This window comes from Streptomyces sp. NPDC044064, from assembly GCF_056434245.1.
Map to the genome: position 1 here is coordinate 1 of NZ_JBWKFN010000008.1, position 25,672 is coordinate 25,672.

A 25,672-nucleotide genomic window follows, 5' to 3' on the forward strand; every position below is an offset into this window, starting at 1 on the left:
CCACCTTCTTCCCCCGGGGGTGGTGGCGACCGCCAACGTAGGTCTCGCCCTCCCCCCCCCCACCGCCCCCTCTACATCCCCCCGCCCCCCCCGCCCCCCCCCCCCCCCCCCCCCCCCCCCCTTCCGGCCTCTGGCGTTTCAGCGGACGCCGACCGCCCTGAGGACCTTCAGTGCGCCGGTCAGGAGGATGGCCCAGGTTTCGGGGCTGATGCTCGCCGGCGGGGTGAAGCCCTGGATGCGCTGATGGGCGACGGTCTGGGGCTCGGTGTACTTGAGGATGCCGTCGGCTCCATGGCGGCGCCCCAGTCCGGGGTCGCCCATGCCACCCATCGGAGCGTCGACGCTTCCCCACGCGGCCGCGAATGCTTCGTTGACGTTGACGGTGCCGGCGTGCACCCGGGCGGCGACGGCCCGGCCGCGAGCCCCGTTGCCGGACCAGACCATCGAAGGGCTCCTCGCTACCGGCTGTGGACCGATGTCGGGACCGGCATGTGCAGGGCGAGCTGGCCCTCACCGACGACGTCGAACTGAACCGTCCGGATCGGCTTGAGGGAACGCAGATCGTCGGTCATGCGGCCCTCCCCCACCTGCAGCACGAGATTGCGCGGGACAAGCTCCGTGCCGGCCGCCAGCACGTTGGTCTGACTCAGAGTCGAATGCCACGCATCGCCGATCGACGTGTACGAGGTGAGGGTCGAGACACGCTTGCCGCTCGGGTAGGCAGTCTGGGCGGGCGTGGCCGCCACAAGCGACAGGTCGGTGCCGCCGTCGGCGTTGGCCACACGCGCGGTCGTCCGGTGGGCGTCGATGTCGACATCGAGGTCGGTGACCCACTTGGGGAAGCCGTACCCGTCGTGGCCGCGCACCTGGGCGATGTCCGTGCTCACCGGCAGGGACAGCACGTAGGAATCAAGGTGCTCGTTCTTCAGGGCGGCGACGAGGTCGAAGAACCCGAGCTTGCCGTGCCGGGCCGGCTTCACGGCGATCCCGACGGCCGCCTCGGTGTAGAAGTCGATGTCGCACACGTCGTAGCGGAAGAACATCACGGAGATCAGCCCGAGACCCGGCGCGACCTCCAGCGGCGCCAGCTCCCTGGGCAGCCTGGAACGGATCGCGCGGGAGCGGGCGAGCATCGTGATCCGGGCGGTCGAGATGCGGTAGTAGAAGTTCGGGGTGAGCGTGGCACCGATCGGAGAGTCGACCCTGTTCTTGGGCAGCCGCCGGAAGAAGTCCACGCTGCTGACACGGGGATCGCGGGCGACTTCATCCAGATCGGTGTCCATCCGGTAGCGGTCGTACAGGCCGCCCTTGGGGACCGTGACCGTACGGCCCCCGAGATCAACCTTGACTGAATCCTGCTGGGGCGAGGGCATCGACGCGGCTCCCTAGCTCACATGTTAACGGTGATTACATGAGCGTAGCCCCCAATGTAAGCACCGTCAACAATCGGGAGCGGATGCGTGACTTGCCTCAGCTGCCGTGCAGCGCTGTCCTCAGGAAGTCGATGGCGGTCTCGCGGGCGATGTTGGCGGCGCGGGTGTCGCGCAGGCTGTCCAGCAGGAGGAAGTCGTGGACCATGCCGGCCACCCGGATCGAGGTGACGTCGACGCCGGCCTCGCGCAGCTTGTTGGCGTACTGCTCGCCCTCGTCGCGCAGCACATCGGCTTCGTCGGTGATGACGAGAGTGGTGGGCAGCCCCCGAAGCAGTTCCAGAGACGCCTGGAGCGGGGAGGCGCGCACTTCGGCACGCTGGGCGGGGTCGGAGGTGTAGGCGTCCCAGAACCACTTCATGCCGTCACGGGTGAGGTAGTAGCCCTCGGCGAACTGCAGGTAGGAAGGGGTGTCGAAGTCGGCGTCGGTCACCGGGTAGAGCAGGCACTGGGCCTTGAGGTCGATCCCGCCGCGCTCCTTGTTCATCAGGGCGAAGACCGCCGACATGCAGCCGCCGACCGACTCGCCGGTGACGGCGACGCGCGAGGTCTCCAGGCCGTGCTCCGCACCGTGTTTCATGACCCACTGCCCCACGGCGTAGTTCTGCTCCACCTGGGTGGGGTACTTCGCCTCCGGCGCACGGTCATAGACGGGGAAGACACCAGCGGCGTTCGCGCCGACGGTCAGTTCACGGAAGAGGCGGTCGTGGGTCTTGTCGTCGCCGAAGACCCAGCCGGCGCCGTGGATGTAGAACAGCACCGACAGCGCCCCGCTCACCCCCTTGGGCCGGATGATGCGGGTCCGCACCGTGCCCCACTCGCCGGCGTCCACGTCGACCCACGCCTCGTCGACATCCGGGCGGGGCACGCCGGCGCCGCTCTGCAGGCCGAGCAGAATGTCACGGCCCTGCTCCGGGGGGACCTCGTAGATCCGAGGGTGCGGGTCGGTCGCCTCGGCCAGCTCCTTCGCGGCGGCCTCGAGGTACGGGGTGATCGGCGGTGGAAGATGGGTCACGCTCACTCACTCCACGTCTCGGGCACACGAGTGCCCAGTCGTGCGGCCCGACGGACCGGCCGCTACCGGTGACGGCCTCCCCCAGGATGAAACTCCCCCGGACCATCGTCAGTGCGCCCACTGCAGCTCGCAACCGCCGCACACGGGCCCCATCGGACCCCCTCACCCCAAGTCCAGCCGGCTCCCCGCCTCGACACCGGGCGGCTGACGCCCCGACAAGGGAAGGAATATTGACACTGCCTACATTGCCCCTTAGGCTCATGTAAGCAACGTACACATTTCTCGGCGGTCGGCCTGCACAGCGGAGCACCGAGCCGATCGCCACCCCGTGACATCGCACCCGCCGAACCGGGGCGCCGGATCTGTCACCACCACAGGAGGGAGAGGCGCAGATGACCGCTGTACTTTTCGTCGTGTCCGCAGCCGATCACTGGACGCTGAACGATGGAACGAAGCACCCCTCAGGGTTCTGGGGTGAGGAACTGGCCATGCCGCACAAGATCTTCAGCGAAGCAGGGTGGGACATCACGATCGCCACCCCGGGCGGCAAGGCCCCGACACTGGACCGGCTCAGCATGTCCCGCACCGCCGGCCTCCCGTCCAAGCTGCGCGAGGTCGCCAGGTACCTGGACTCCATCCAGTGCCCGCTGAACAGCCCCGAGGCACTGGAGAACATCGACCCGGACCGGTTCGACGCAGTGTTCTACCCGGGTGGACACGGTCCGATGGAGGATCTGGCGTACGACCCGGTCTCCGGCGCAATGCTCACCCGGGTACTCCACTCCGGCAAGCCATTGGCCCTCCTGTGCCACGCGCCGGCCGCCACGCTCGCGGCCAAGAACGAGGACGGGACATGGCCGTTCGCCGGGTACCGGATGACCGGCCTCTCCAACACCGAGGAAAAGCTCAACAGCTTCGGCCGCAAGGCTCCCTGGTTCCTCGAGGACCGCCTGCGCGACGGCGGTGCGGATTACGTCAAGGCACGCCTGCCCCTACTCCCGTTCGTGGTGGTCGACCGCAATCTGTACACCGGCCAGAACCCCACGTCCTCCGAGCGACTCGCCAAGCGACTGGTGACCGATCTGACTGATCGGGCGCGCTAGTTCGGGCGGATCGACTGGCGTCCGGGCAAGCCGCGCGCCTCTCGCGCCCACGAAGGCGAGCTGTTCGAGCGTGCCGTCACGTCGGCCATTTCGCTCTCCCGAACCGCCACATCGCCGTGCTCATTGACGTTGGGTTGTGTTCGGGGATGCTTGCTCGTTGGTCGCCTCGGCAGCCGCAGCTAGGGCCGGAGCACGATCTTGCCGTGGGTGTGCTGCTGTTCCAGCTCGCGGAAGGCGTCTCGCACCTGTTCCAGCCGGTAGGTGCGGGCGATCGGCACCTCGAGCTGCCCACGCGCGGCAAGCCGGGCCAGCTCGCCGAGCACGACCGCAGACGCCGCCGCACCTTCTCCGTAGGTCCGCGCGCCGACCTCGGCCGCGGCCTGCCAGTCGCGGATGGTGTTGATTCGCCCGGGCCGCACGCCCAGCTCCACTGCCAGTGCCACGTAGCCGTCGCCGAAGGTGTCGATGAACGCGTCGACCCTGCCGCCGGACGCCTGACGGATCCGCTCGGCCACGCCGGGCCCGTACTCGACCGGGTGGACACCGCGCTCCTTCAACCAGGTGTGGTTCCGCTCGCTCGCCAGCCCGATCACCGTGGCGCCGCGCCGCCGCGCGAGCTGCACGGCAAGCGACCCGACGCCGCCCGCCGCACCGGAGACGACGACCGTGTCGTCCGGGCCGGGGTCCACCGCGAACACGGTGGCGTAGGCAGTTGTGCCGGCCACGTACAGCGCCCCGGCCACCTCCCAGGCCAACCCCGCCGGACGGGCGACCAGGTTCACGTCGTCGACCACGACGAACTGCGCATGGCTGGCCCGCCTGTGAGTGAAGCCCAGAACCTCGTCGCCCACCGCGAAGCCACGGACGTGCGGGCCGGCCTCCACCACGACGCCGGCCAGATCGCTGCCCTGCCCGGAGGGAAACGCCGCCGGCCAGCGTTCGTGCAGCGCGCCCGTGCGGATGTGCGCCTCGCCGGGCTGGATCCCGGCCGCACGGACCTCGACCAGCACCTGCGCAGGACCGGGCACCGGCCGCTCCACCTCTTCCACCCGCAGCACATCGATCCCGCCGTACTCGTGAAACCGCACCGCCTGCATCGCGTGATCACCGCACTTTCTCGTCGGGACAAGGCTTGGACGGCCGCGCGCCAGAGGCTCCGACGCGAACCGTGCCACCGCGTTCAAAGATCAAGCGCGGATCCGTATTCCCAATTCCCAAGAGCACGACCGACGGTGATGCCGTCCGCGTCCAGGACTCGCCTGTGGCCCGAGTCGCACTGTGCGACTCGGGCCCCGGGGGGGGCATACCGGGTGACGGAGGCTCTCGGACCGGTGGTCGTTCACCAGGCGACGGTGAGGTGGGTGGGGCCGTGAACGCCCGTATTGCTGATAACTCCCAGCCCGGAGCCGGCGCGACACCTACTTCGTCGAACCGCCCTGGGGCCCCGCCTTCACCCCCGCCGGCCTCGACCTCACCCGTACCTCACCCCCCGTCCCCGCGATCCTCGACGACATCCGCCGCTCCCGGGCCGGTCACCCCTGCGTCATCGCGATCAAGACCAACGACCACATCGCCCACGACTCCCTCAACCGCTCCTTCACGGGCGCCCGCCACCTGCGGACCATCACCCCCGAGCCCGCGCTCCCCCACGGCGCCGACATGGACTTCCACCTGTACCAACTCACCAGCTGACAAGGCGCCCACAGCACACTTCGACCTGACATCACCACCATGGCGATCTGGGGCGCGTGGGCAGTGGCGCGGTGCATCCGCCCACCAGCAGCGTCTACGCGTCACGCGACAGTCGCATGCGCGACGGCGGAAGGCGTTGGCCGGCCAGAATCCGGTTGAGGTCGTCCCGGGTCATCATCCCGGCGGCATCGAGCGCGCCGGGTGCATGGCGGCATCCGCGGTGCACACGACCGAGTTCGACGCGCCGCCGTGTCCCGTTCCCACACACGGAAGGCGATCAGTAGGACAACTAGGCCGAACAGGGGAAGCTGGACGCGCGGGATTACGCCAGCTCGTCGAGCAAGGCGTCCCTCCCCGTGCCCATCTCCAAGCACTGGCCGCCTCCCTCTTCACTGGGCTGCCGTCCCGGTGTTCCAGCGGATACAGCGGCGACATCAACTGTCTCCCAGTCAATCGGAACGGGAGCCGGCAGCGCGCCCCAACCCGGCAAACCATCCAGGTCAAAGCGCCGGCAACTCGTGTACGTCCGCGGAAGTGAACAGTGCCAGACGCGGCTCGCGCACGCTCACCGTCGCTCAGCAGCTGGGTGGCGTCTGCGGTGGCCCAACTACGACTGGCCATGCGCTGGAGCCACCTCCACCACAGATCCCACGCCAGAACCCTGACTTCGGAAGGCGTTGCTCGCACAGCAGAAACAGGGCTTCCGGCCCGTATCATCGCTGCACCATGCGCGCTGCGGCTCGGAAGGTCTTCCCTGACCCGCCGCAACGGCCTGTGAGGGGCTTCGGCCCGGCCACGAACCGAGGAGAGAAAGATGTCCGAAGGCACGGCTACCGCCACAGAGTTGACTTCGCAGTACATCGGCCAAGTTGCCGGCGACCTCGAACACAACATCAAGGAGCAGGAACGGATTACGGCGCAGCTCACCGAGTTGCAGCAGCAATTGGCAACACTTCAGCATGACCACGCAGTGCTGGTGAGCATCCAACAGGCCCTCGGTGTCCAGGCAGCAGCCCCTGAGCCCGCCGGCGCTGACAGCGCCGCCGTACCTTCCCCCAGGAAGAAGACCACATCTACGCCTGGCGCTCGTCGGCCGGCAAAGGCGTCCGCCGCGCAAGAGTCCAAGGCCAAGAAACAGCCCGGCACCAAGCCCGCCACCAAGAAGGCGGCAGCAAAGAGCGCGCGGCCCACCCTGGTCAACCTCATCCACCGCCACCTCAGCGAGCAGAGTGAACCCCGCTCCGCGGCTGAGGTCGCCGAGGCACTCGGCCACGCGCACCCCGACCGCACCATCGCGACCAATGTCGTGCGCACCACTCTCGAAAACCTCGTGGCCAAGAGCCTGGTCCAGCGGACCAAGCAGGGCAGCTCTGTCTTCTACACCGCTGTTGGCGCGCCGGAACCGGCGACACCCACCGGCGAGGCCCAGCCCGAAACTGCCGGATAGACCCTGGGCATAGACGGTTCGTGCGGGGAAATCACAATGGCGGCATGGAGCCAACCAGTCAGATCATCGTCGCCTTGGACCACGACAATCGCGCGGCCGCCCAGGACATCGTCGACCAACTGGGCGACAGGTGCCACCTCTACAAAGTCGGACTGGAGCTCCTGACAGCAGCTGGGCCTGAGTTCATCAAGCACCTCGTCGCCCGGGGTAAAGAAGTGTTCCTGGACCTCAAGCTGTTCGAGATCCCGAACTCCGTTGCCGGTGCCGTGCGTGCGGCAGGAGCCCTCGGTGTCTCCATGGTGACCGTGCACAGCATGGGAGGCACGGGCATCATGGCTGCCGCTGTCGATGCGGCCCGCAACTTCCCGGCGCTGCGCGTCCTCGCTCTGACCGTCGTCACCAGCATGACCGACTCCGATCTCGTCGACATCGGCGTCGGTGACCGTGACGGTGACGGTGTTTCCACTGAGAGCCAGGTACTCCGGCTGGCCGGCCTGGCCGAGCAGGCCGGCTGCCACGGCGTGATCGCGTCGCCGCGGGAGGTCAAGGCCTTGCGCAGACTGCTGGCCGGCGATGCGTTGGTCGTCACCCCTGGCGTTGCATTGCCCGGTGCCTCTCCCGGTGAGCACGCCCGTCCCGGCACGCCACGGGCTGCCATCGCTGCGGGAGCCTCACATGTCGTCATAGGACGGGCAGTCACACGCGCCATGGACCCGGTATCCGCATTCCTCCGTGTCTACGGCGACCTCCAGCCGCAGCGGAGCCCGCTCCTTCTCGGCCCTCCACATTGCATGTAGTGTGCACTTTCTTACGTGGCGAGACGACCAGATATCGGTAGCGTCCTGGTCGGCTGACGTGACGACAGCTCCGGCTGCCCACTCGCATCCCGCTACCCGAATGGAGAAGCGACCCTTGCCCAGCTCCACCGCACCCCGGGGCAGTTACTTCGAACCCATCGACGACCGCCGCTACATGCCGACGACGCACGCGAGTGGGGCCTGGGAGCCGGACGAGCAGCACTTCAGCCCGCTGGGCGGGCTCGTCGTCCACGCCATCGAGCGGCGGCGGGCCGCCGGTCCGGACAACGGCCTGATCATTTCCCGGATCAGCTACGACATCCTGGGCCGCCTCGCCCTCGACGAGTGCGAGATCGAGGTGGAGACCCTCCGCCCGGGCCGGACCATCGAACTGCTCGAGGCAGTTGTCCGGATCGCCGGCCGCCCGGCCGTACGGGCCCGCGCCTGGTTCCTGGCCGACGTCGACACCACCGCGGTCGCCGGCGGCCCCGACGACCGCCTCGCACCACCGGAGTCACTGGCCCCGTGGCCGATGTCCGACGCCTGGCCCGGTGGCTACATCGCCTCTCTGGACGTCCGCCCGGTCAGCCCGCCCCTGCCGGGCCGTACGACCGCATGGGTCTCCACGCCCCTCGATCTGGTCGCCGGCGTTCAGGTCAGCCCGCTCGCGTCGTATCTCGCCATGGTCGACACGGCCAACGGCATCGCCGTCCGGCAGCCTCCCACGGAATGGATGTTCCCCAACGTCGACCTGACCGTCCACCTGCACCGCCAACCGCGTGGAAAGTGGACCGGGCTGGACACCACCGTCACCTTCGGCCCCACCGGCCAGGGCCTCACCAGCACGGTCCTGCACGACACGGACGGCCCGGTCGGACACGCCCAGCAGATCCTCACCGTCCGCCCCCTGCCGAAAGCATGACGAGCCCCGGTATCGGGGCGTGGCGGAAGACCGACAAGGCCGGTTGGGGCGGAGGTCCGGTCCGAGGACTCGGCTTGCGGGCGGGTCGTAGTGGTGCTGCGAGGCGACGAAGCCGGGCGGCTCCTCGGCGGCGCGGATTCCCGGCCCGGTCCGCAGACACCATCACGCCCTGTGAACGGTGTGAGAACCAGTCCAACCAGTGGCAGCCACCACCTCCCGCGCGATGTCCGCGACACGGCGTCCGTCCGTCACCACCCGTACCGTCCCTGCCGGGACTCTCTGGTCCAGGAGCAGTGCCTTGCGGGCGCTGCCTTCCAGCTCCTGATCCAGTTCCGAACCGAGTTCCCGGCCCACCAGCCGCTCGCGAGCGGTGGTGTCGGAGGCGGTGAGCAGGACTCGCGTGATCCCCACCCCGGCTCCCATGGCACGCTCGAACATTCCCGTCGCCTCTGGCAGCACGCTCACGGTGTTCGTGTAGATCAGGCGCCGGTAGCCGCGCCGGGCGAAGTTCGCCCACACGGCAGTCAGATTGCACTCGGTGATCTCCTCGCGGTGAGGATCTCCCTCTGGTGCCGGATGCACCTGCCCCATGAAGTCGCCCTCGACAATCGCGTGACAGACCGCCGCGGCTCGCAGCAGCGCCGAAACCTCCCACCCCACCGTCGTCTTGCCGACGCCGGCTCGTCCTCCGATGAGCAGTACTTCCGCGTGATTCATGGAAGGCAGCGTGCCAGCGGGTGACCGCCTCACGCGTCGATATCGATCCGTTCGCATGATGGAAACCCAGGGCGTTCCGGGGCGCGTGGGGGCGGGGCGCAACGAGGTTCGGGGGGGCTGACCGTCTCCGACGAGGTTCGTCGATCCTGTGACTGGCGGCTTTTTCTGTGCGTGACCTGTGCGTGGCATGACCTTTGCCCCGCGGGGCCTACCGTTCGTCTGCCCTTCACCCGGTTCCAGCCCGGTGCTTCTAGGGTTACGGCGCCGCTCCCCCAACGTCCGTCACCTCTGTCCGGAGGACAGTCATGACCGTCGTCAAGGCTCCCCAGCCCAACCGACGCCCCCTCGCCGCACTCGCCGGGGCCGTCGCTCTCACCGCCACGTCGATCGGCCTGTGGACCACCACGGCCTCCACCGCTCAGGCCGCAGCTCTCCCGACCCCCGACCACGTGGTGGTCGTGGTGATGGAGAACCACGCCTACTCGCAGGTGATCGGCAGTTCCAGCGCCCCGTACATCAACAACACCCTCAAGGCGGGTGGCGCCAACCTCACACAGTCCTACGGCCTCACCCACCCCAGTGAGCCGAACTACTACATGCTCTTCTCGGGCTCCAACCAGGGCCGCACGGACGACAGCTGCGTCACCGTCGGTTCCATCTCCGCACCCAACCTCGCCTCCGAGCTGATCGCCGCGGGTCAGACCTGGAAGAGCTACAACGAGTCACTGCCCAGTCAGGGTTCGACGGTCTGCAGCAGCGGCAACTACGCGCAGAAGCACAACCCGTGGTTCGGCTTCTCCAACGTGCCGACGAACACCGCGATGACCATGGCGCAGTTCCCGACCGACTACACGACCCTGCCCAAGGTCTCCTTCGTCGTCCCGAACCTGTGCAGTGACATGCACGACTGCTCGGTCTCCACGGGCGACACCTGGATCCAGAACCACCTGGGCGCGTACGCCACCTGGGCCCAGACCCACAACAGCATCCTCGCCGTCACCTTCGACGAGGACAACAAGCTCTCCGGCAACCGCATCCCCACGGTCCTGTACGGGCAGCACGTCGCCCCGGGCAGCTCCAGCGCCACCACCTACAACCACTACAACGTACTGCGCACCGTGGAGGACCTGGCCGGTCTGACCACGCACGCGGGCAACGCCGCCTCGGCTGCCGACATCACCGGCATCTGGAACTGACGCCCGTGTATCTCGCGGACTCCCGCAGCACCAAGCCCGCCGTCGCCTCGGACACCCGTCCGGGGCGGCGGCCGGCCGCCGTGCCCGGCACCGTGCTGGCCCTGGGTGCGGTCAGCCTGATCACGGACATCTCATCCGAGATGGTCACCGCAGTCCTGCCGCTCTACGTCGTCGTGGGCCTCGGCCTGTCGCCACTCGGGTTCGGGCTGCTCGACGGCATCAACAACGGCGTCGGGGCCCTGGTCCGGCTGGCCGGCGGCCACCTCGCCGACCGGGGAGGCCGTCGGCACAAGGTTGTGGCGGGCCTCGGCTACGGCTTGTCCGCGGTGTGCAAACCGCTGCTGCTGATGGCCCACACGCTCCCCGTGATCAGCGCCGTGCTCGCGGCCGACCGCACGGGCAAAGGGCTGCGCACCGCCCCTCGGGACGCGATGATCTCGCTGGCCACCGAACCCGAGCACCGGGGACGGGCGTTCGGGGTACACCGTGCCATGGACACCACCGGTGCGCTGCTCGGCCCGCTCGTCGCCTTCGCCGTGCTGCGGGCCACCGTCGACGGCTACGACGCGGTCTTCGCGGTCAGCGGCTGCGTCGCCGCACTGGGAGTCCTGGTGCTGGTGCTCTTCGTGCCCCGCCACAACCCTCCCACCGGTACCGGTGCCGTACAACTGCCCGAATCGGCCCGGCCGGTGCTACGCGATGCACTCGGGCTACTGCGCCGCCCCGAGCTGCGCCGGCTCACCGTGTGCGCGACCCTGCTCGGCCTGACCACCGTCAGCGACTCCTTCCTCTATCTGCTGCTCCAGCGCGAAGGGGACCTGCCTGCCCATCTGTTCCCACTGCTGCCGCTGGGCACCGCCGCCGTCTTCCTGCTGCTCGCCGTCCCGCTCGGCGCACTCGCCGACCGCATCAGCCGCCGTCGGCTCTTCCTCGGCGGCCACGGCGTCCTGCTGCTCGGCTATGGCTTGGTGCTCTGCCCTTGGCACGGAATCCCGGCCGTGGCCGCCGTCCTCGTGCTTCACGGCACCTTCTACGCCGCCACCGACGGAGTCCTCGCGGCCGCCACCGCCGACGTCGTGCCGGTACAGCACCAAGGTGCCGGGCAGGCCCTGGTGGGCACCGGCCAGGCGCTGGCCCGGTTCACCTGCTCACTCGTCTTCGGCACGGTCTGGAGCCTGTGGGGCGGGCGAACCGCACTCGCCGTCACGGCCGCCGCACTGGCCATCAGCGCCCTCATAGCCTCGTTCGTCCTTCGTCCCGCCGATGAGGTGTCGACATGACGCGAACTGCCCGCCTGGTGATCCTGCTGGTCGCCGTCCTGCTGCTCGGGAGCGTCGGCACGGGGGCGGTGCTCTACGCCGCCCACCGGTCGGGCATGCGTGACCAGCAGCAGGCGAACGGTCCGACCGTGCGGCCCGGAACCGTCTCGCTCCGGCCGACGGCCGATCGTCGGCTGCTGGTGCGCAACCTGGCCTGGGGCCCGCACCGCGACGAGATCTCCACCGTGCCCGCCGACGATCCGCAGGGCCCGCGCACCGCATCGGGCGTCAAGTGTCTGCGTTTCCACGCGGCGGCCGGTACCGGCATCTGCCTGCAGGCCGTGCACGGCACGCTCCAGGACACCTACCGGGCAGTGGTTCTCGACTCGCACCTGCACGAGCTGCACCACTTCCCGGCAGCAGGCATCCCCACCCGGGCCCGGGTCTCACCCTCCGGTCACCTGGTGGCCTGGACGGTCTTCGTCAGCGGCGACTCCTACGCCGGCACCGACTTCTCCACCCGCACCGCCATCGTCGACACCCGGACCTGGGCCATTGACGACAACCTGGAATCCTTCCGCATCACCAAGGACGGCCGTCCCTATCGCTCCGCTGACATCAACATCTGGGGTGTCACCTTCGCCGACGACACCCGTTTCTACGCCACGCTGGCGACCGGCGGCCGGACCTATCTGGTCCGCGGCGATGTCGCCGCACGCACCCTCACCACCCTGCACCGCAACGTTGAATGCCCTTCGCTCTCCCCCGACGGCACCCGGATCGCCTACAAGAAGCGCGTCAAGGGAGCCTCGCCCGACGCGCCTTGGCGGCTGTACGTCCTCGACCTGCGGACGATGAAGGAGACCCCGACCGCCGAGCAGCGCAACATCGACGACCAGGCTCTGTGGGCCGACGGCTCCACCCTCGTCTACGCCCTTCCCGGCGACTACGGCTCAGACCTGTGGACCGTCCCCGCCGACGGCACCGGTACAGCCCGCCGGCTGATGACTTCCGCTGTCGCTCCCGCCTATCTGGGGTGACGGGCCGGCAGTCCCTTGAGCAGGCCGTCCTCCCACACAGGAGGTCCGCTGCCGAAATCCCTCTCCGTCAGCTCGCGCACCAGCCGCAACCCACGCCTGCACCCGGTACGACGACGGGTGTCCGGGAGCTTACGAGACACCGGCAACCGCGATCAGCACTCGACCTGCGCCTCACTCATGAGGCCCTCAGGAGGCCCTCTGGGGGACGACCCGGGAAGATGGACGGCGTGGGCGAGGAACACTTCGATGTGTGGGCGTCCGGGACTGCCTATGAGCGGTACATGGGGCGCTGGAGCCGTGTCGTCGCGAAGCAGTTCGTCACGTGGCTCGACTGCCCGGCCGGTCTGCGCTGGCTCGACGTGGGATGCGGCACCGGTGTGCTGTCAGGAGTGGTGAGCGGCCTGTGCCGGCCCCGCATGGTGCTGGGAATCGACCGGTCGGAGGCTTTCGTGAGCGCAGCCAGGGCCGTCCCTTCCGCGCCGGCGAGCTTTCTGGCGGGCGACGCGATGGCCCTGCCCGTATGCGATGCGGGGTGCGATGTGGCCGTCAGCGGTCTGACCCTGAACTTCCTGCCCGACCAGGTCAGAGCCGTGGCCGAGATGGCCAGGGCCGTCCGACCGGACGGCCTGGTCGCAGCCTACGTGTGGGATTACCCCGGCGAGATGGGCTTTCTGCGCCGGTTCTGGGATGCGGCCACCGAGGTGGATCCCTCCGCTGCCGCGCTGGACGAGGGCCGTCGGTTCTCCTTCTGCCGACCGGAGCCGCTGTGTGCGGTGTGGGCGGAGGCGGGCCTCGTCGACTTGGCCGTCACCTCGATCGAGGTGCCCACCGTCTTCACCGGATTCGCCGATCTCTGGGAGCCGTTCCTGGCAGGACAAGGCCCCGCCCCGGGTTACGTGGCTGCTCTTTCACCGGGCTGCCGTGACAGGCTGCGGGACACACTCGACGCGGCTGTGCCCACAAGAGCGGACGGATCCATCGCGCTCACCGCCCGGGCCTGGGCGGTACGTGGGCGCCCACCCGGAGTGCCGCCTCGCAGAGCGACTGCGGTGGGATGGTGACCGGTGCACGATGGGCGGGTACGGCCCTGCTCCGCCCGGGCTCGGTGACCGCGGGCGGGGAAGGCGCGTCGGGCCCCTGCGGAAGCTCACCGACCGCCCGCCGTCAGCCACACGCTCCGCCCGTCCGCGCCCGCACGCGAATCGAGTGTCTCCCCCGGCGAGTGTGCAGTGCGTGCGTCCATAGGCTCAGCACGGGAGTTGGATTCGTGATTGCCGTCCACCGATCAAGCCGCGATGATCTTCACTCGTGACACACATCCTGGGCCCATTGCTCATCGTCCTGGTCATCGCCCTGATACGGCGTTCCCGCGGGAGAACCACCAGATCTTCCGCGGGTAGGACCCCTCCCGTCCGTCGGGCGCCGGTATCGTTCGATGCCGCCGCGTACGGGCTCGTTCCCCTCGAAACGCTCGACCCGCGCCGTGCCGGCCCGCCGTCGCCCGTCCGCGTCCGCAAGGAGTCGCAGGCGCTGGCGGACGCCGCGTGGGGCGGCGACTGGCGGTCCGCTGCAGCCCACATCGAGGCGGCCGGAAGCGACTGGGACGAGCACTGGTCGCGCTTCGAGCTGCTGCGGGCGATCGCGCACGAGGACGACGCATGGCTGACGGCCTGGCGCGAGGCCGACCCGGGCAACTGCGACGCGGCGGCCCTGGAGGCGGACATGCTGGTGCACCGCGCCTGGACGATCCGGGGCCGGGGGTACGCCGACGAAGTGCCGGCCGAGAACATGGCCAAGTTCCGCGCACTGCTGCCCGCGGCGATCGAGGCGGCACAGCGCGCCTCGCTCCTGGCCCCCCAGAACCCGGCACCGTGGGTGGTCATGGTGACGGCGGCGCGTGGTGCACAGTACAAGCCCGACCGCTTCCAACCCCTGTGGGACGGCCTCGTGGCCAGCGCTCCGCACCACTACGAGGGCCACTGGCAGGGCATGCAGTACTGGTGCGCCAAGTGGTACGGCTCCAACAAGCAGATGATGGCGTTCGCCGAACGGGCCATGGACAACGCCCCGGCCAACAGCCCACTCGCAGGCATCTACCTCCATGCGCTGAACGAGCTGGAGGAGCGCCGCGCCGCGCTCCCGTCCGGTGCCGGAGCGAAGAAGCGACTCACGGCCGTCATCGACGCGTTGGCGACAGTCCCGGCGGACGACGACAGGCTCCCCCTACTCCGGCATCTGCTGGCCTACCACCTCGGCAAGGCCGGGATGTACGAGGCGGCGCTGGAACAGTTCCGGCTCATCGGCCCTTGGTGCGGCGCCCAGGTGTGGTCCAAGGACGGCGAACCGACCGAGGCGTTCCACGCAGCCCGGGCCACCGCAGTGGAGAAGTCGAAAGCCAAACCACTCCCCCCGCACAAGTGACATCGACGCCCGCATCGCCACCAGGAACGACGTCGCCGAGGAATGACGCGACGGGCCCGGTCCGACCACAGCTACGGCACCGGACCGCGGAAGAACCCGCGAGCAGGAACGGCAGCGGCCGCACGAAGGCGGTCTCCCACCGGCGGCCGGGGGCCTAATTCCTCGTCACGGAAGCGGCAAGGGCCGTATGGAGCACCAACAGGAAGGCAAGGGTGCCCGGTGCGGCGGTCAGTGCGGCGCGCATCATCGCGACGGCGGAATCCGCGCCGGTCGAGCTGTGGGTCGAGGGGGCGATCACGGCCAGCAATACCGGTAGCGAGGCGAGAATGCCGCCCGTGAAGGAGCCAAGACTGTCAGCGGCGTTCACCGCGAACAGGACCGTCGTGGCCGACACCGCCATCCTCACCGGGATCTCCCAGCCCCGGGCACGGTCCGGTGGCCGGTCCGCGTGGGCCGGCGCGGACCAGGTCCGCAGACCAGCAAAGGCCACGACCAGCGCCAGAGCCGCTGTGAGCCAGATGTTCGCGCACACCGCCGCGACCACACCGGCTCCGGCCGCACAGGCCAGAGCCACCGTCAACGTGGGCGCCGGACGCAGGGCGGGCGCGAGTCGCCCATAGGTGAGGCAGAAGGTCACGACTACCAGTTGTGCTGCGATGTTGCCGCGCGCGGCGTGCGCGGCAACATCGCTCCCGCCGTCCAGCCACATGAGCGCCAGAAACGGCCCCGACGACGTCGGCGCGCCCAGCAGAAGTCCACCCAGGCGCGGGCCCGAACGACGGGCGGCGACCGAGACGACAAGCACGAGGGAAGGGGCGAGGGCTGTCCTGAGCAGCAGGATTTCCATGCCTGCGAGCCTGGCACCGACAACGCCGATTTTGGTTCGGACTTCTCGGTACCTATCGCTGAATCACCGAGGAAAGCTCGGCCATACCCATACTTGCCCGAGTATTTGTAGAGTGGCGTCATGGACCGCATCGATCGGCAGATCCTCACGATCCTCCTCACCGACGGCCGGGCGACATACCAGGAACTGGGTCGTCAGGTCCGCCTGTCGGCGAACACCGTCGCCGACCGCGTACGCCGGCTCCAGACGTCCGGAATCGTCCGTGGGTACCGGGCCGACCTGAACCTGGCGGCGTTCGGGCGCGGGCTGGAGTTGCTCAGCGACGTCCGCCTGCGCGAGGGCGTGGACCGCAAGGCCTTCGAGGCGCAGCTGCACGAAGTCCCGCAGGTCGTCGGCGCGATGCGGCTGACCGGGGACTACGACTACCAGCTGCGCATGGCGTGCACCGACGCCCGCGAGTTCGAAACGGTCATCGACCGGCTCAAGGCCGAGTTCGGAGTGAGGGAGTTGCGCAGCCGGCTCCTCCTGCACGAGGTGCCACTGGGGCCGGACCGCGTTCTCGAGCCCTGACACCCGGCACGCCGGCTCTGCGGGATCAGCGTGGGAGGACTCGGCATGTTGGTCGTGATGGAGAACGCCTCGGACCGGTGAAGGCTCAGCTCACGCAGGTGGCGCAGACCCCGTCCCGTGCCGACCGGCCCGACGCGCGGTGCTTTTCGGTATTCAGGGGGTGATGCAGACAACGAAGGCATTGACGAACCGTGTCACGCTGTCCGTGTTCTTTACGCCGATTACCCAGCCTCCACTGCCACCGTAGGAACCGGTGAAGAACGGGTCGCCGCCGTTCTGGCTGGCGCCGCCAATGGCGCCCCCTCCGCCGGTGCTCACCATCCCTGCCGGACAGGACACGCTGGCCGTTCTGTACTGACCTGGCGGCACCTCCACGTCCGTGCCCCAGTAGCGCCCGACGGACGCACGGGCCGCCCCGTGCTTGCCGCTGCCTCCGTCCCGGGCAGCTGCGAGCGTGGCCCCGCTCGCGGCAAGGACCGCCGCGGTTACCAGGACGGACATCGCCAAACGCTTCATTTCGACCTCGCGTGTTCCGTAAATGTCGTATCCGCCGCATTCCCTGATCGCCCGCAAGGTTTCGCGGTGTCACCGGGCCAGCCCAAGCAGAACCGATTCCCCGTCAAGCGGAAGAGTGATGCGTTCGCGGGAGGCCGGGAAAAGTGCGTCTGACGCGCGCGCCGCGCGGGCCCGCATGCCGGGACTCATGAGCGTGCCTGCGACGGCGGCAGACCCGGATGCCGACGAGGACACCGTCCGGGACCTTCCAGCGCACCAGATCCTGGAAGGAGCCCCTGGATCCCGGGCGCGATGTGCGGCTCGACCGGATCGAGCACGTGCTGGAGCGCTTCCCCTACCGGGTGTTCGCGTTCGACGAGTTCGGGCCGCTCGGCATCCGGCCGGCCGCCGCGTGCCGTCCACGTTCTGTCCTCACATGTCGGTGGCGACCACCGACAACTTTGACTGCCTTGACAATTATTTTTGTCGGTAGCAGGCTATGACAGTACCTTCCACCCCGCGAGCCCGGTCGGAGTGTGCCCCGAGCAGTCCGAGAACTCGCCCAAGACATCAAGGAATGACCGATGCGTACCCTGATCAGCACAGCTTTCGTCTCGCTCGACGGTGTCGTGGAGGCCCCCGGCGGCGAGCCCGGCTACCGGAACTCCGGTTGGACCTTCAAGAACGTCGACTTCGTCCCCGAGGCATTCGAGATCAAGGGACGGGAACAGCAGGAGGCCGCTGCTGTCCTGATGGGCCGGGTCAGCTACGAGGCATTCAGCCCGGTATGGCCGGACATGAAGGAATTCGACCTCTACAAGACGATGCCGAAGTACGTCGTCTCCACCACACTCACCCAGGACGACCTGGTGTCCAACTGGGGCGAGACCACCATCCTGCGCTCACTCGACCAGGTCGCCGCCCTGAAGGAGACCGAGGGTGGCCCGATCATCGTCCACGGCAGCGCCTCCCTGAACCGCAGCCTCTCGGACGCCGGCCTGATCGACCGCTACCACCTGCTCGTCTTCCCTCTGCTGCTCGGCGCCGGCAAGCGCCTGTTCAGCGCCACGGACAAGGACGCCCAGAAGCTGAAGCTGGTCGAACACGACGTCTACACCAACGGTCTGCAGAAGCAGGTCTTCGACGTCGTCCGCTGACCACGCTCGATCGCGGGCAGGCTCGAGCTGCGGGCATCGCACCTACCGGTCCGGGCGAGCTGGAGCAGGCGGACGATGGCCTCACCGGCAGCTACGAGCAACCAAGAGAGATCACAGCGTCTTGACCTGGCCACCGTCGATGGTGAACTCGGCTCCAGTGATGTTGCCGGCGAGCGGCGAGGCAAGGAAAAGGGCGAGATCGGCGACTTCGTGAGCTTCGGTCACCCGTCCGGTGGAGATGCCCATGCTCTGGGGCACGACCAGATCGATGGCTTCCTGCGCGGTGGTGCCGGCCTGGGCCGCCGTCGCGTCGGCGAAGCCGCCCGGAGCGGTCCAGAAGGGCGTGCGGACCGGTCCTGGGGCGATCGCGTTGACCCGGATGCCCCGCGGTGCGAACTCCTCGGACAGTGACTTGGTCAGGCTGGTGAGTGCGGCCTTGGCCGCGGAGTAGTCCACGACCATGGGGAATGGCAGGCGCGCGTTGATGGAGCTGATGTTGATGATGGCCCCCTCGCCCGCGTCGAGCAGGTGAGGAAGCGCCGCGCGGCTGGCCCGGACCGCGCTGAACAGGGTTACGTTGAAGATCCGTTGCCACTCGGCGTCGTCGATGTCCAGGAAGCCCGGACGGGACGTCGCGGTACCCAGATTGTTGACCAGGATGTCGACCCTGCCGTACTCGTCCGCCGCAAGCCTGACCAGCGTGTCCGGTCCGTCCGGGGTGGACAGGTCGACCGGGACTGCGGTGACGCCGTGGTTCTCATGGAGCTCTTCGAGCTCGGGGGTGACGCTCCGGCTGCCCGCGACGACGTGCGCGCCTTCACGGGTGAACGCGTCGGCGATGGCGAGGCCGATGCCCTTGCTTGCCCCGGTGACGACAGCGACCTTGTTCTTGAGCTGGAGGTCCATGGGGATCCTTTTCTGTGCTGATCACCGCATATGTCGAGAGTACGTGGAACCGGGGCTGTCGGCTCAGGCGAGCGGCCTCCCTCGCTTCCGCGGAAGGCCGCCCCGCCAGCCGCACGGGTTGGCCCGCGGAGCGGTGCTCAACCGCACTCGGCCACTCGCCTCGGCCTGGATACAGAAGGGGCACAGCACCAGTCATGCCCCGGAGCCGACTCCGGGGCGAAGTGAGGTGGCAGTGATCAACTATCGAGGAGGATGCCGAGCAGCACGATGACGGGAAGCCCGATGACCATCAGAATCAGCGGGGCCCAGTGTCTCCACGTGAGCCCCTCCTCACGGGGAATCGAGGTTGTCCGAACTGGCGCGGTGATGGGGGCCCGGCGAACGCGCGGGACCTCGCCCCGTCGGGGAGGCTGGACCGGTTGGGGGCGCTGGCTATGCTGCGCAAACTCGCGTCGGCGCCGCTGCTCGGCCTCGCTCCGGAGCCTCTCCGCGCGCTCCCGCATGGACCGCTCGGCTTGCGCGGCGGCCACGGCCCGCGCCCTCTCAGGCCAGTCGTCGTACGAGTCCTCGACGTCCTCACCCGGCTCGGTGAACTGGTCGTACATGGCATCGTTGCGGCGCATCTGAAAATCCAGGTCCGCCTGGTAGGCGAGAGCCTCACCCAGCTCTTCCGGCCCCATGCCGTGGGCGAAGTCGTGTACGCCTCCCCAGCCGGGGTGACCTTCCGAGTACATGTCACGAGGGTCCATGGACCGTCCTCACATCCGCGCAGGGTCCCAGTTACTCGGACCCGCTGTCGCACGGTCAAGCGGATGCTGAGTGAGTACGGTCAACGACGTACAGGGAGAGGGACTCCTCTGCGTTGGCCGCTCGCGCAGCCCGGGGAGGCGACGTCTCCATACGACTCCGCGCAGCCCCGATCAAGCCCCGCTTCACCCAACGGAGCATCCGGGTCCGACTCACCGTGCGAGCAAGGGCCTTGGACAGCTACCGCTGGACCCAGCCGGCTTCCTTACGCTCCCGCTCGGCGAAGGCCACCATGACCTTCACCAGGCCTTGGCCCTCAGCCTTCAGCCAACCGACCGGGATTCTCCTCGGCCTCTCGGGCCTTGAGCGTGCCGCCACCACCGACATGGCGTTCCGACAGTCCCCGCAGTCCTGCCTCACCTCTCCCGCGCCGGCGGCGACGGGCCACTCGGGTGGTCCGCGGCGACACAGCACCCCTTGGCGGTGCGGGTCCGGGGGGCGGCTCCAGCATCCGCGTTTAATCGCGCCCGGGAACCGAAACCGGGCGCCGAGAGCGTCGACGGGCGCGGATCTCCGGGACTCGTCGCACAGCGCTTGAGGGAGATTGCTATGAGCGATACAAGGGCCTTGCCGACACCGTCCGGTCCCTACCTGGCCAAGGGGCTGATGCCCGCCGACTTCTACGCCTATGAGGAGCTGCTGTCGGACAGCGAGCGAGGGAAGATCGAGTCCGTCCGCGAGTTCCTCCGCACGCAGGCCGACCCGATCGTCGGCGACTACTGGGCCCGGGCCGAGTTCCCTTTCCAGCTGGTCGAGGGCTTCGGGCGGCTCGGTCTCCTGAACTGGGCCGACCCGGACTCGCAGGAATCCAGGCCGAGCAACCTCTTCTCGGGTTTCATGGCGTTGGAGCTCGCGCATGCCGACGCGTCGGTGGCGACGTTCTTCGGCGTGCACACGGGCCTGGCCATGGGCACCATCCTCACCTGCGGCTCCGAGGAGCAGAAGCGGCGGTGGCTGCCGGCGATGAGTCGCTTCGAGAAGATCGGCGCCTTCGGGTTGACCGAGCCGCACGGCGGCTCCGATGTGGCCGGCGGTCTGGAGACGACCGCGCGCCGCGACGGCGACGCATGGATCCTCGACGGCGCGAAGCGGTGGATCGGGAACGCGACGTTCGCCGACCTGGTCGTCATCTGGGCCCGCGACGCCGAGACCCGTCATGTACTTGGCTTCGTCGTGGAGAAGGACACGCCCGGGTTCACCGCGACGAAGATCGAGCGGAAGATGGCGCTGCGGATCGTGCAGAACGCCGACATCGTGCTCGACGGCTGCCGTGTACCGGAAGCCAATCGGCTGCAGAACGCGAACTCGTTCAAGGACACAGCCAAGATCCTGCGCCAGACACGCAGCGGCGTGGCGTGGCAGGCGGTGGGCATCATGTTTGCCGCCTACGAGATCGCCCTGCGGTACGCGAAGGAGCGGGAACAGTTCGGGCGCCCGATCGGGGGCTTCCAGCTCGTGCAGGACCTGCTGGTGAGGATGCTCGGCAACGCGACGGCATCGTGCGGGATGGTGACGCGTCTGGCCCAGTTGCAGGACGCCGGGGTGTACCGCGACGAGCAGTCCGCCCTGGCGAAGGCCCATTGCACAGCGCGGATGCGCGAGACCGTGGGATGGGCGCGCGAACTGCTGGCCGGCAACGGCATCCTCCTCGACTACAACATCGGCCGCTTCGTCGCCGACGCCGAGGCCATCTACTCGTACGAGGGCACGCGGGAGATCCAGACCCTCATCGTCGGACGCGCCGTCACCGACGGCCTGAGCGCGTTCGTGAGGTGACGGCGATGACCACCGAATCCGTCTTCACCGGCCTGAAGGTGCTCGACGTGTCGAGCTTCATCGCCGCACCGGCCGCGGCCAGCGTGCTCTCCGACTTCGGAGCGGACGTCATCAAGATCGAGCCGCCGGGAGCGGGGGACCCCCAGCGGCGGTTGAGCTCCGTGCCGCCAAGTCCCCGTGCGCAGGCCAATTACAGCTGGCACCTTGCGAACCGCAACAAGCGCGGCATGGTGATCGACTTGAAGTCACCGGCGGCCACCGAGGTCCTCAGGCGCCTCGTCGAGTGGGCCGACGTGGTGATCACCAATTTCCCGCACGGCGCACGGGAAAGGCTGCACCTCGGCTACGACAAGGTGGCGGGCTGGAATCCCCAGGTCATCTACGCCGACATCACCGGCTTCGGGGATGCCGGCCCCGATGCCGGGCAGCCCGGTTTCGACCTGACCGCGACCTGGTCGCGCAGCGGGCTGCTGGCCTCCACCCGGGACGCGGGAGCCCCGCCGACGGTGCCGGTGTGGGGCAGCGGCGACTACCTCTCGGCGATCGCCATCTACGCGGCGATCGTGACCGCCCTGTACCGCCGTGAACGGACGGGGCAAGGGGCCAGTGTCGGGACGTCGCTGCTCGCCATGGGCGTCTGGGCCACAGGAACACTCGTGGCCGGCGCGCTCGCCGACGGCACACCGTTCGAGCTGCATGACCGGAAAGCGCCGGCGAACCCGCTGATCAACCCCTACCGGACCGCGGACGACGAGTGGTTCATGCTGGTCGCCTCACCCTCGCACTGGCCGGGACTGACACGGGCCATCGGGCACCCCGAACTGCTCGAGGATCCCCGTTTCGCGAGCATCGAGGGCTTCGCCAAGAACTCCGCCGCGCTGAGCGATCTGCTCGACGCCGAGTTCCGCTCGCAGCCCTTCGCCCACTGGAAGGACGCTCTGGGCAGGGAACGGATCACCTACAGCCTCATTCAGACGCCGGAGGAGGCCGCGCAGGACCCGCAGCTGCGCGCGAACGACATCGTGGTGCCGCTGGAAGGGGTCAGCGGGTTGGCGGAAACCGTCAGCAGCCCGGTCAACCTACGGGGTGTGCCGAAGGTGCCCGCGAAGCGAGCACCCGATCTGGGCGAGCACAACGACGAGATCCTCGCCGAGCTGGGATTCGGCCCCACCGAGATCGCCGAGCTGCGCGCCCAGGGAGCGATTCCCGGCACGACGGAAGCGGAGACGCCGCGATGAGACAGCATCCAAAGTGTCCGACATAGTGCTCCACGAGCGCTGTGGCGGCGTGCAGCGCCGGCATGGACCTGCCCGAGACTGTCCGTAGCCAAATCGGCCGGATCCGCACGCCGGCGGACCAACTCGAACAGCGATCTGGTCCGCTTCGCCCTGATGGATCAGTGGGTGGTGCGAGTCTTCGGGTCTCTTGGTCGCGTTCAGTGAATGCTGGTCCGTCAAGGTTCGGCTGATCGACTGCCGGCCGGTGCGACTCGGGTGGTGGTCAGGCGGTAGGAGTCGGTGGCAGTCCCGATGATGTTGCCGCCGAAGGTGAGGCGGTCGACGACGGCTGTGCAGAGCCTGGGAGCCATCCAGCCGCGTCTCCCCCCTTCGTCTTCTTCCGCGGCTCCGGCACCGCCGAGATCAGGGCCCGCCGGCTCCGTGCGGGTGGAGTGACGCGTGGGTGTTCATGGGCTCGGACAGCGGGGGTCAGGGTGTCGGTCCGGATCACGTGGTCTCGTCGCCGGCGGCGAGGATCGTGCGGCCGGCCGCGAAGAGCCGTGCACAGCGTTGCGTCATGGCTTCCGGTGACTCGTCGGGGTGGTTGACCCACCAGCGGACCAGGGCGGTGCACAGGCCACGCCAGGCGTATTTGAGGGCGTCGGCGTCGAGCGAGTCGCTGGATCCGGCCGCTTGCAGGAGGTCGGCGGTGCCGGTTGCGGCGAGGTCGTCGATGGCGCTGCGGTAGTGCGCCGCGCGTCGGGCGGCGTCACTGTCGGGCGGCAGTGTGGCGTCGTAGAGGACGAACCATGCCTCGCGCTGTCCGTCCAGAGCGGTGAACAAGGCGTGCAGCACACGCAGGGAGGTGGGCGGAGCGTCCGAGGCCTGCTCGGCCATGGCGGCGCGGATGGCGTCCAGGAGCCGGTCGCCCACCGGGTTCAGGCAAGCGAGGTAGAGGTCCTGCTTGCTGCCGAAGTAGTGGTGCAGCAGTGGCTTCGTGACGCCCACTCGGGCGGCGACGGCGGCAACGGTGGTGGCCTCGTAGCCGTGGCGGCCGAACTCATCGGTGGCCGCGGCCAGGACCTGTCGTTCGCGCGCGGCCCTGGGCACGCCCTTGGTGCCGGCCCTGGAGGGGAGCGTTGTCATGGCCTTGATATTACCCTAGGGTAATTTTCCGTTGGGTAAATTACCTGGACCTCGCTGGGAGCACACTCATGCCCGCTACCCCGTCCCGCCCCGGCACCGCCCGCACTCGCTCCTGGTGGGGCTGGGGCTACGCCGACGCCCACCCCGACGACGCCGAATGCATTGCCATGGGCGCCCTGCTGCCGGGCACACTCGCCCGCCCGCTGCCGATACCCCAGGTCACCGACCTGCCCATCACCCGTGCTGCCGCCACACCCCCGCCCGCACTGGGGCACCTGGTCACCGACGATCCCGAGGTGCGCGCCGCCCACGCCATGGGAAAGGCCTACCGCGACGTCATCCGGGCCCTGCGCGGCCGGCCCGGCCGGATTCCCGACCTGGTCGCCCGACCGACCGCCGGCCAGGAGGTCGCCGACCTGCTCGACTGGGCCGGCGACCACGGCGTGGCCGTCATCCCCTTCGGCGGCGGCTCCTCGGTCGTCGGCGGCGTGGAGTACCGCGGCGACACCCACCGCGCCGTCCTCTCACTCGACCTCACTTCCATGGACCGGGTCCTTGAGATCGACACCGTCAGCCGCTCAGCCCGCATCCAGGCCGGCGCGCTCGGCCCTGTACTGGAAGACCAGTTGCGGCCCCATGGCCTCACCCTGCGCCACTTCCCGCAGAGTTTCGAGTTCTCCACCCTCGGCGGCTGGCTGGCCACCCGCGCAGGTGGCCACTACGCCACCGGCCACACCCACATCGACGACTTCGTGCAGTCCCTGCACGTCGTCACACCCGCCGGGGCCGGAACGTCCTGGCGTCTGCCCGCTTCCGGCGCAGGCCCCTCCCCCGACCGGCTGTTCCTCGGCTCCGAGGGCGCCCTCGGCGTCATCACCGAGGCCTGGATGCGCCTGCAGGAACGCCCACGGCACAAAGCCTCGACGTCCGTAACCTTCACCGACTTCCACCAGGCACTCGACGCGGTACGCGGCATCGCCCAGTCCGACCTCGCTCCAGCCAACTGCCGCCTCCTCGACCCCGGAGAGGCACTGCTCTCCGGCGCCTCCCACGACGGCTCCTCCGTCCTGATCCTCGGCTTCGAATCCGCCACCGCCCGCGTCGACGACCGCCTCAACGACGCCCTGGACCTGGCCCGCGCCCACGGCGGCCGCGCCGTCACACCGGCGGCGAACCGGGACGCCCCGGCCGACACGGCCGTGACCGCCTGGCGCTCCGCGTTCCTGCGCATGCCTTACCTGCGCGACGGCCTGGCCCGCATGGGCGCCGTCATCGAAACCTTCGAAACCGCCGCCACCTGGGACAAGATCCCCGCCCTCATCGACGCCGTCCGCGCCCAGGTCGGCGCCGCCGCCCTCAAAGCAACCGGACATCCCGCCACCATCAACTGCCGCCTCACCCACGTCTACCCCGACGGCGCCGCCCCCTACTTCACCGTCGCCGTCGCCGGCCGACCCGGCGACGAACTCGAGATCTGGGACGACATCAAAGCCGCCGCGAACGACGTCCTCCACCGCCATCACGCAACCATCACGCACCACCACGCCACCGGCCGCGACCACCGTCCCGCCTACGACCGCCAACGCCCGGAACCCTTCGCTCTCGCGCTGCGCGCCACCAAGGACGCCCTGGACCCCCAGCGCATCCTCAACCCAGGCGTCCTCATCGACTGACAACATCCCCACCCCCAGGTCCGCCCACGGCCCGGGCCC

The 25,672-nt window shown here is 69.0% G+C and carries 23 protein-coding genes and 2 pseudogenes; 14 read left to right on the forward strand and 11 right to left on the reverse strand.

Annotated features, from left to right (window positions below; genetic code table 11):
- Window positions 1-138: 138 nt before the first annotated feature.
- The 3 genes and pseudogenes from AC07DS_RS14735 to AC07DS_RS14745 form a co-directional block, all read right to left on the reverse strand.
- Window positions 139-441, reverse strand: a pseudogene (locus tag AC07DS_RS14735) (aldehyde dehydrogenase family protein); the annotation flags it as partial.
- Between the two features lie 17 nt (window positions 442-458).
- Complete coding sequence (locus tag AC07DS_RS14740; protein ID WP_479145314.1) at window positions 459-1,373, reverse strand: acetoacetate decarboxylase family protein; 915 nt, start codon at window positions 1,371-1,373, stop codon at window positions 459-461.
- A gap of 97 nt (window positions 1,374-1,470) precedes the next feature.
- Window positions 1,471-2,445: an alpha/beta hydrolase gene (locus AC07DS_RS14745; protein ID WP_479145316.1), complete on the reverse strand. Its 975-nt coding sequence runs from the start codon at window positions 2,443-2,445 to the stop codon at window positions 1,471-1,473.
- Between the two features lie 392 nt (window positions 2,446-2,837).
- Here AC07DS_RS14745 and AC07DS_RS14750 point away from each other — a divergent pair, with 392 nt between their 5' ends.
- Window positions 2,838-3,548, forward strand: a complete 711-nt coding sequence (locus AC07DS_RS14750; protein ID WP_479145318.1) for a type 1 glutamine amidotransferase domain-containing protein — start codon at window positions 2,838-2,840, stop codon at window positions 3,546-3,548.
- A gap of 179 nt (window positions 3,549-3,727) precedes the next feature.
- Here the strand turns inward: AC07DS_RS14750 and AC07DS_RS14755 are convergent, their stop codons facing one another.
- On the reverse strand, window positions 3,728-4,645 hold the full coding sequence (locus AC07DS_RS14755; protein WP_479145799.1) for an NADP-dependent oxidoreductase: 918 nt from the start codon (window positions 4,643-4,645) through the stop codon (window positions 3,728-3,730).
- A gap of 1,409 nt (window positions 4,646-6,054) precedes the next feature.
- Between AC07DS_RS14755 and AC07DS_RS14760 the strand changes: the two genes are divergently transcribed.
- The 3 genes from AC07DS_RS14760 (at window position 6,055) to AC07DS_RS14770 (ending at window position 8,406) form a co-directional block, all read left to right on the forward strand.
- Complete coding sequence (locus AC07DS_RS14760; RefSeq protein ID WP_479145320.1) at window positions 6,055-6,687, forward strand: BlaI/MecI/CopY family transcriptional regulator; 633 nt, start codon at window positions 6,055-6,057, stop codon at window positions 6,685-6,687.
- Window positions 6,688-6,731: 44 nt separating this feature from the next.
- Window positions 6,732-7,484, forward strand: coding sequence for an orotidine-5'-phosphate decarboxylase (gene pyrF / locus AC07DS_RS14765; protein WP_479145322.1), 753 nt, complete (start codon window positions 6,732-6,734; stop codon window positions 7,482-7,484).
- A 100-nt stretch (window positions 7,485-7,584) separates the two neighbouring features.
- Window positions 7,585-8,406, forward strand: coding sequence for a thioesterase family protein (locus tag AC07DS_RS14770; RefSeq protein ID WP_479145324.1), 822 nt, complete (start codon window positions 7,585-7,587; stop codon window positions 8,404-8,406).
- Between the two features lie 162 nt (window positions 8,407-8,568).
- Here AC07DS_RS14770 and AC07DS_RS14775 read toward each other — a convergent pair whose 3' ends face one another.
- Complete coding sequence (locus tag AC07DS_RS14775) at window positions 8,569-9,123, reverse strand: P-loop nucleotide/nucleoside kinase family protein (RefSeq protein ID WP_479145326.1); 555 nt, start codon at window positions 9,121-9,123, stop codon at window positions 8,569-8,571.
- 305 nt (window positions 9,124-9,428) lie between these two features.
- On the opposite strand from AC07DS_RS14775, the gene AC07DS_RS14780 reads away from it, so the two are divergent.
- The 5 genes from AC07DS_RS14780 (at window position 9,429) to AC07DS_RS14800 (ending at window position 15,039) form a co-directional block, all read left to right on the forward strand.
- The gene (locus tag AC07DS_RS14780) at window positions 9,429-10,319 is read left to right on the forward strand and encodes an alkaline phosphatase family protein (RefSeq protein ID WP_479145328.1); all 891 of its coding nucleotides are present in this window, start codon (window positions 9,429-9,431) and stop codon (window positions 10,317-10,319) included.
- Window positions 10,320-10,324: 5 nt separating this feature from the next.
- Window positions 10,325-11,599 (forward strand): MFS transporter, encoded by a 1,275-nt coding sequence (locus AC07DS_RS14785; protein ID WP_479145330.1) that lies wholly within the window; start codon window positions 10,325-10,327, stop codon window positions 11,597-11,599.
- Window positions 11,596-12,618, forward strand: a complete 1,023-nt coding sequence (locus AC07DS_RS14790; RefSeq protein WP_479145332.1) for a TolB family protein — start codon at window positions 11,596-11,598, stop codon at window positions 12,616-12,618. Before AC07DS_RS14785 ends, AC07DS_RS14790 begins: the two co-directional genes overlap by 4 nt.
- 227 nt (window positions 12,619-12,845) lie before the next feature.
- A complete protein-coding gene (locus AC07DS_RS14795; RefSeq protein WP_479145334.1) occupies window positions 12,846-13,679 on the forward strand; it encodes a class I SAM-dependent methyltransferase in 834 nt (277 codons plus the stop codon).
- Between the two features lie 247 nt (window positions 13,680-13,926).
- Complete coding sequence (locus tag AC07DS_RS14800; protein WP_479145335.1) at window positions 13,927-15,039, forward strand: hypothetical protein; 1,113 nt, start codon at window positions 13,927-13,929, stop codon at window positions 15,037-15,039.
- A 154-nt stretch (window positions 15,040-15,193) separates the two neighbouring features.
- Here the strand turns inward: AC07DS_RS14800 and AC07DS_RS14805 are convergent, their stop codons facing one another.
- Entirely contained in the window at window positions 15,194-15,886 is a 693-nt protein-coding gene (locus tag AC07DS_RS14805) for a hypothetical protein (RefSeq protein ID WP_479145337.1), read from the reverse strand.
- Between the two features lie 120 nt (window positions 15,887-16,006).
- Between AC07DS_RS14805 and AC07DS_RS14810 the strand changes: the two genes are divergently transcribed.
- The gene (locus AC07DS_RS14810) at window positions 16,007-16,456 is read left to right on the forward strand and encodes an Lrp/AsnC family transcriptional regulator (protein WP_479145339.1); all 450 of its coding nucleotides are present in this window, start codon (window positions 16,007-16,009) and stop codon (window positions 16,454-16,456) included.
- Between the two features lie 153 nt (window positions 16,457-16,609).
- On the opposite strand, the gene AC07DS_RS14815 is transcribed toward AC07DS_RS14810, so the two are convergent.
- Window positions 16,610-17,029, reverse strand: a complete 420-nt coding sequence (locus AC07DS_RS14815) for a hypothetical protein (RefSeq protein ID WP_479145340.1) — start codon at window positions 17,027-17,029, stop codon at window positions 16,610-16,612.
- Between the two features lie 506 nt (window positions 17,030-17,535).
- On the opposite strand from AC07DS_RS14815, the gene AC07DS_RS14820 reads away from it, so the two are divergent.
- Window positions 17,536-18,108: a dihydrofolate reductase family protein gene (locus tag AC07DS_RS14820; protein ID WP_479145342.1), complete on the forward strand. Its 573-nt coding sequence runs from the start codon at window positions 17,536-17,538 to the stop codon at window positions 18,106-18,108.
- Between the two features lie 111 nt (window positions 18,109-18,219).
- Here AC07DS_RS14820 and AC07DS_RS14825 read toward each other — a convergent pair whose 3' ends face one another.
- Together AC07DS_RS14825 and AC07DS_RS14830 are read right to left on the reverse strand one after the other, a co-directional pair.
- Window positions 18,220-19,014, reverse strand: a complete 795-nt coding sequence (locus AC07DS_RS14825; RefSeq protein WP_479145343.1) for an SDR family NAD(P)-dependent oxidoreductase — start codon at window positions 19,012-19,014, stop codon at window positions 18,220-18,222.
- A 236-nt stretch (window positions 19,015-19,250) separates the two neighbouring features.
- A complete protein-coding gene (locus AC07DS_RS14830; RefSeq protein WP_479145345.1) occupies window positions 19,251-19,748 on the reverse strand; it encodes a hypothetical protein in 498 nt (165 codons plus the stop codon).
- A gap of 622 nt (window positions 19,749-20,370) precedes the next feature.
- Here AC07DS_RS14830 and AC07DS_RS14835 point away from each other — a divergent pair.
- Together AC07DS_RS14835 and AC07DS_RS14840 are read left to right on the forward strand one after the other, a co-directional pair.
- Window positions 20,371-21,597: an acyl-CoA dehydrogenase family protein gene (locus AC07DS_RS14835; protein ID WP_479145347.1), complete on the forward strand. Its 1,227-nt coding sequence runs from the start codon at window positions 20,371-20,373 to the stop codon at window positions 21,595-21,597.
- A 5-nt stretch (window positions 21,598-21,602) separates the two neighbouring features.
- The gene (locus AC07DS_RS14840) at window positions 21,603-22,835 is read left to right on the forward strand and encodes a CaiB/BaiF CoA transferase family protein (protein WP_479145349.1); all 1,233 of its coding nucleotides are present in this window, start codon (window positions 21,603-21,605) and stop codon (window positions 22,833-22,835) included.
- A 215-nt stretch (window positions 22,836-23,050) separates the two neighbouring features.
- On the opposite strand, the pseudogene AC07DS_RS14845 reads toward AC07DS_RS14840, so the two are convergent.
- Window positions 23,051-23,182: pseudogene (locus AC07DS_RS14845) on the reverse strand (IS21-like element helper ATPase IstB); the annotation flags it as partial.
- 139 nt (window positions 23,183-23,321) lie between these two features.
- Window positions 23,322-23,960 carry a TetR/AcrR family transcriptional regulator gene (locus tag AC07DS_RS14850; protein ID WP_479145351.1) on the reverse strand — a complete coding sequence of 213 codons (639 nt, stop codon included), beginning with the start codon at window positions 23,958-23,960 and terminating at the stop codon, window positions 23,322-23,324.
- A gap of 68 nt (window positions 23,961-24,028) precedes the next feature.
- Between AC07DS_RS14850 and AC07DS_RS14855 the strand changes: the two genes are divergently transcribed.
- Window positions 24,029-25,633 carry an FAD-binding oxidoreductase gene (locus AC07DS_RS14855; RefSeq protein WP_479145353.1) on the forward strand — a complete coding sequence of 535 codons (1,605 nt, stop codon included), beginning with the start codon at window positions 24,029-24,031 and terminating at the stop codon, window positions 25,631-25,633.
- The last annotated feature ends 39 nt before the right edge of the window (window positions 25,634-25,672 follow it).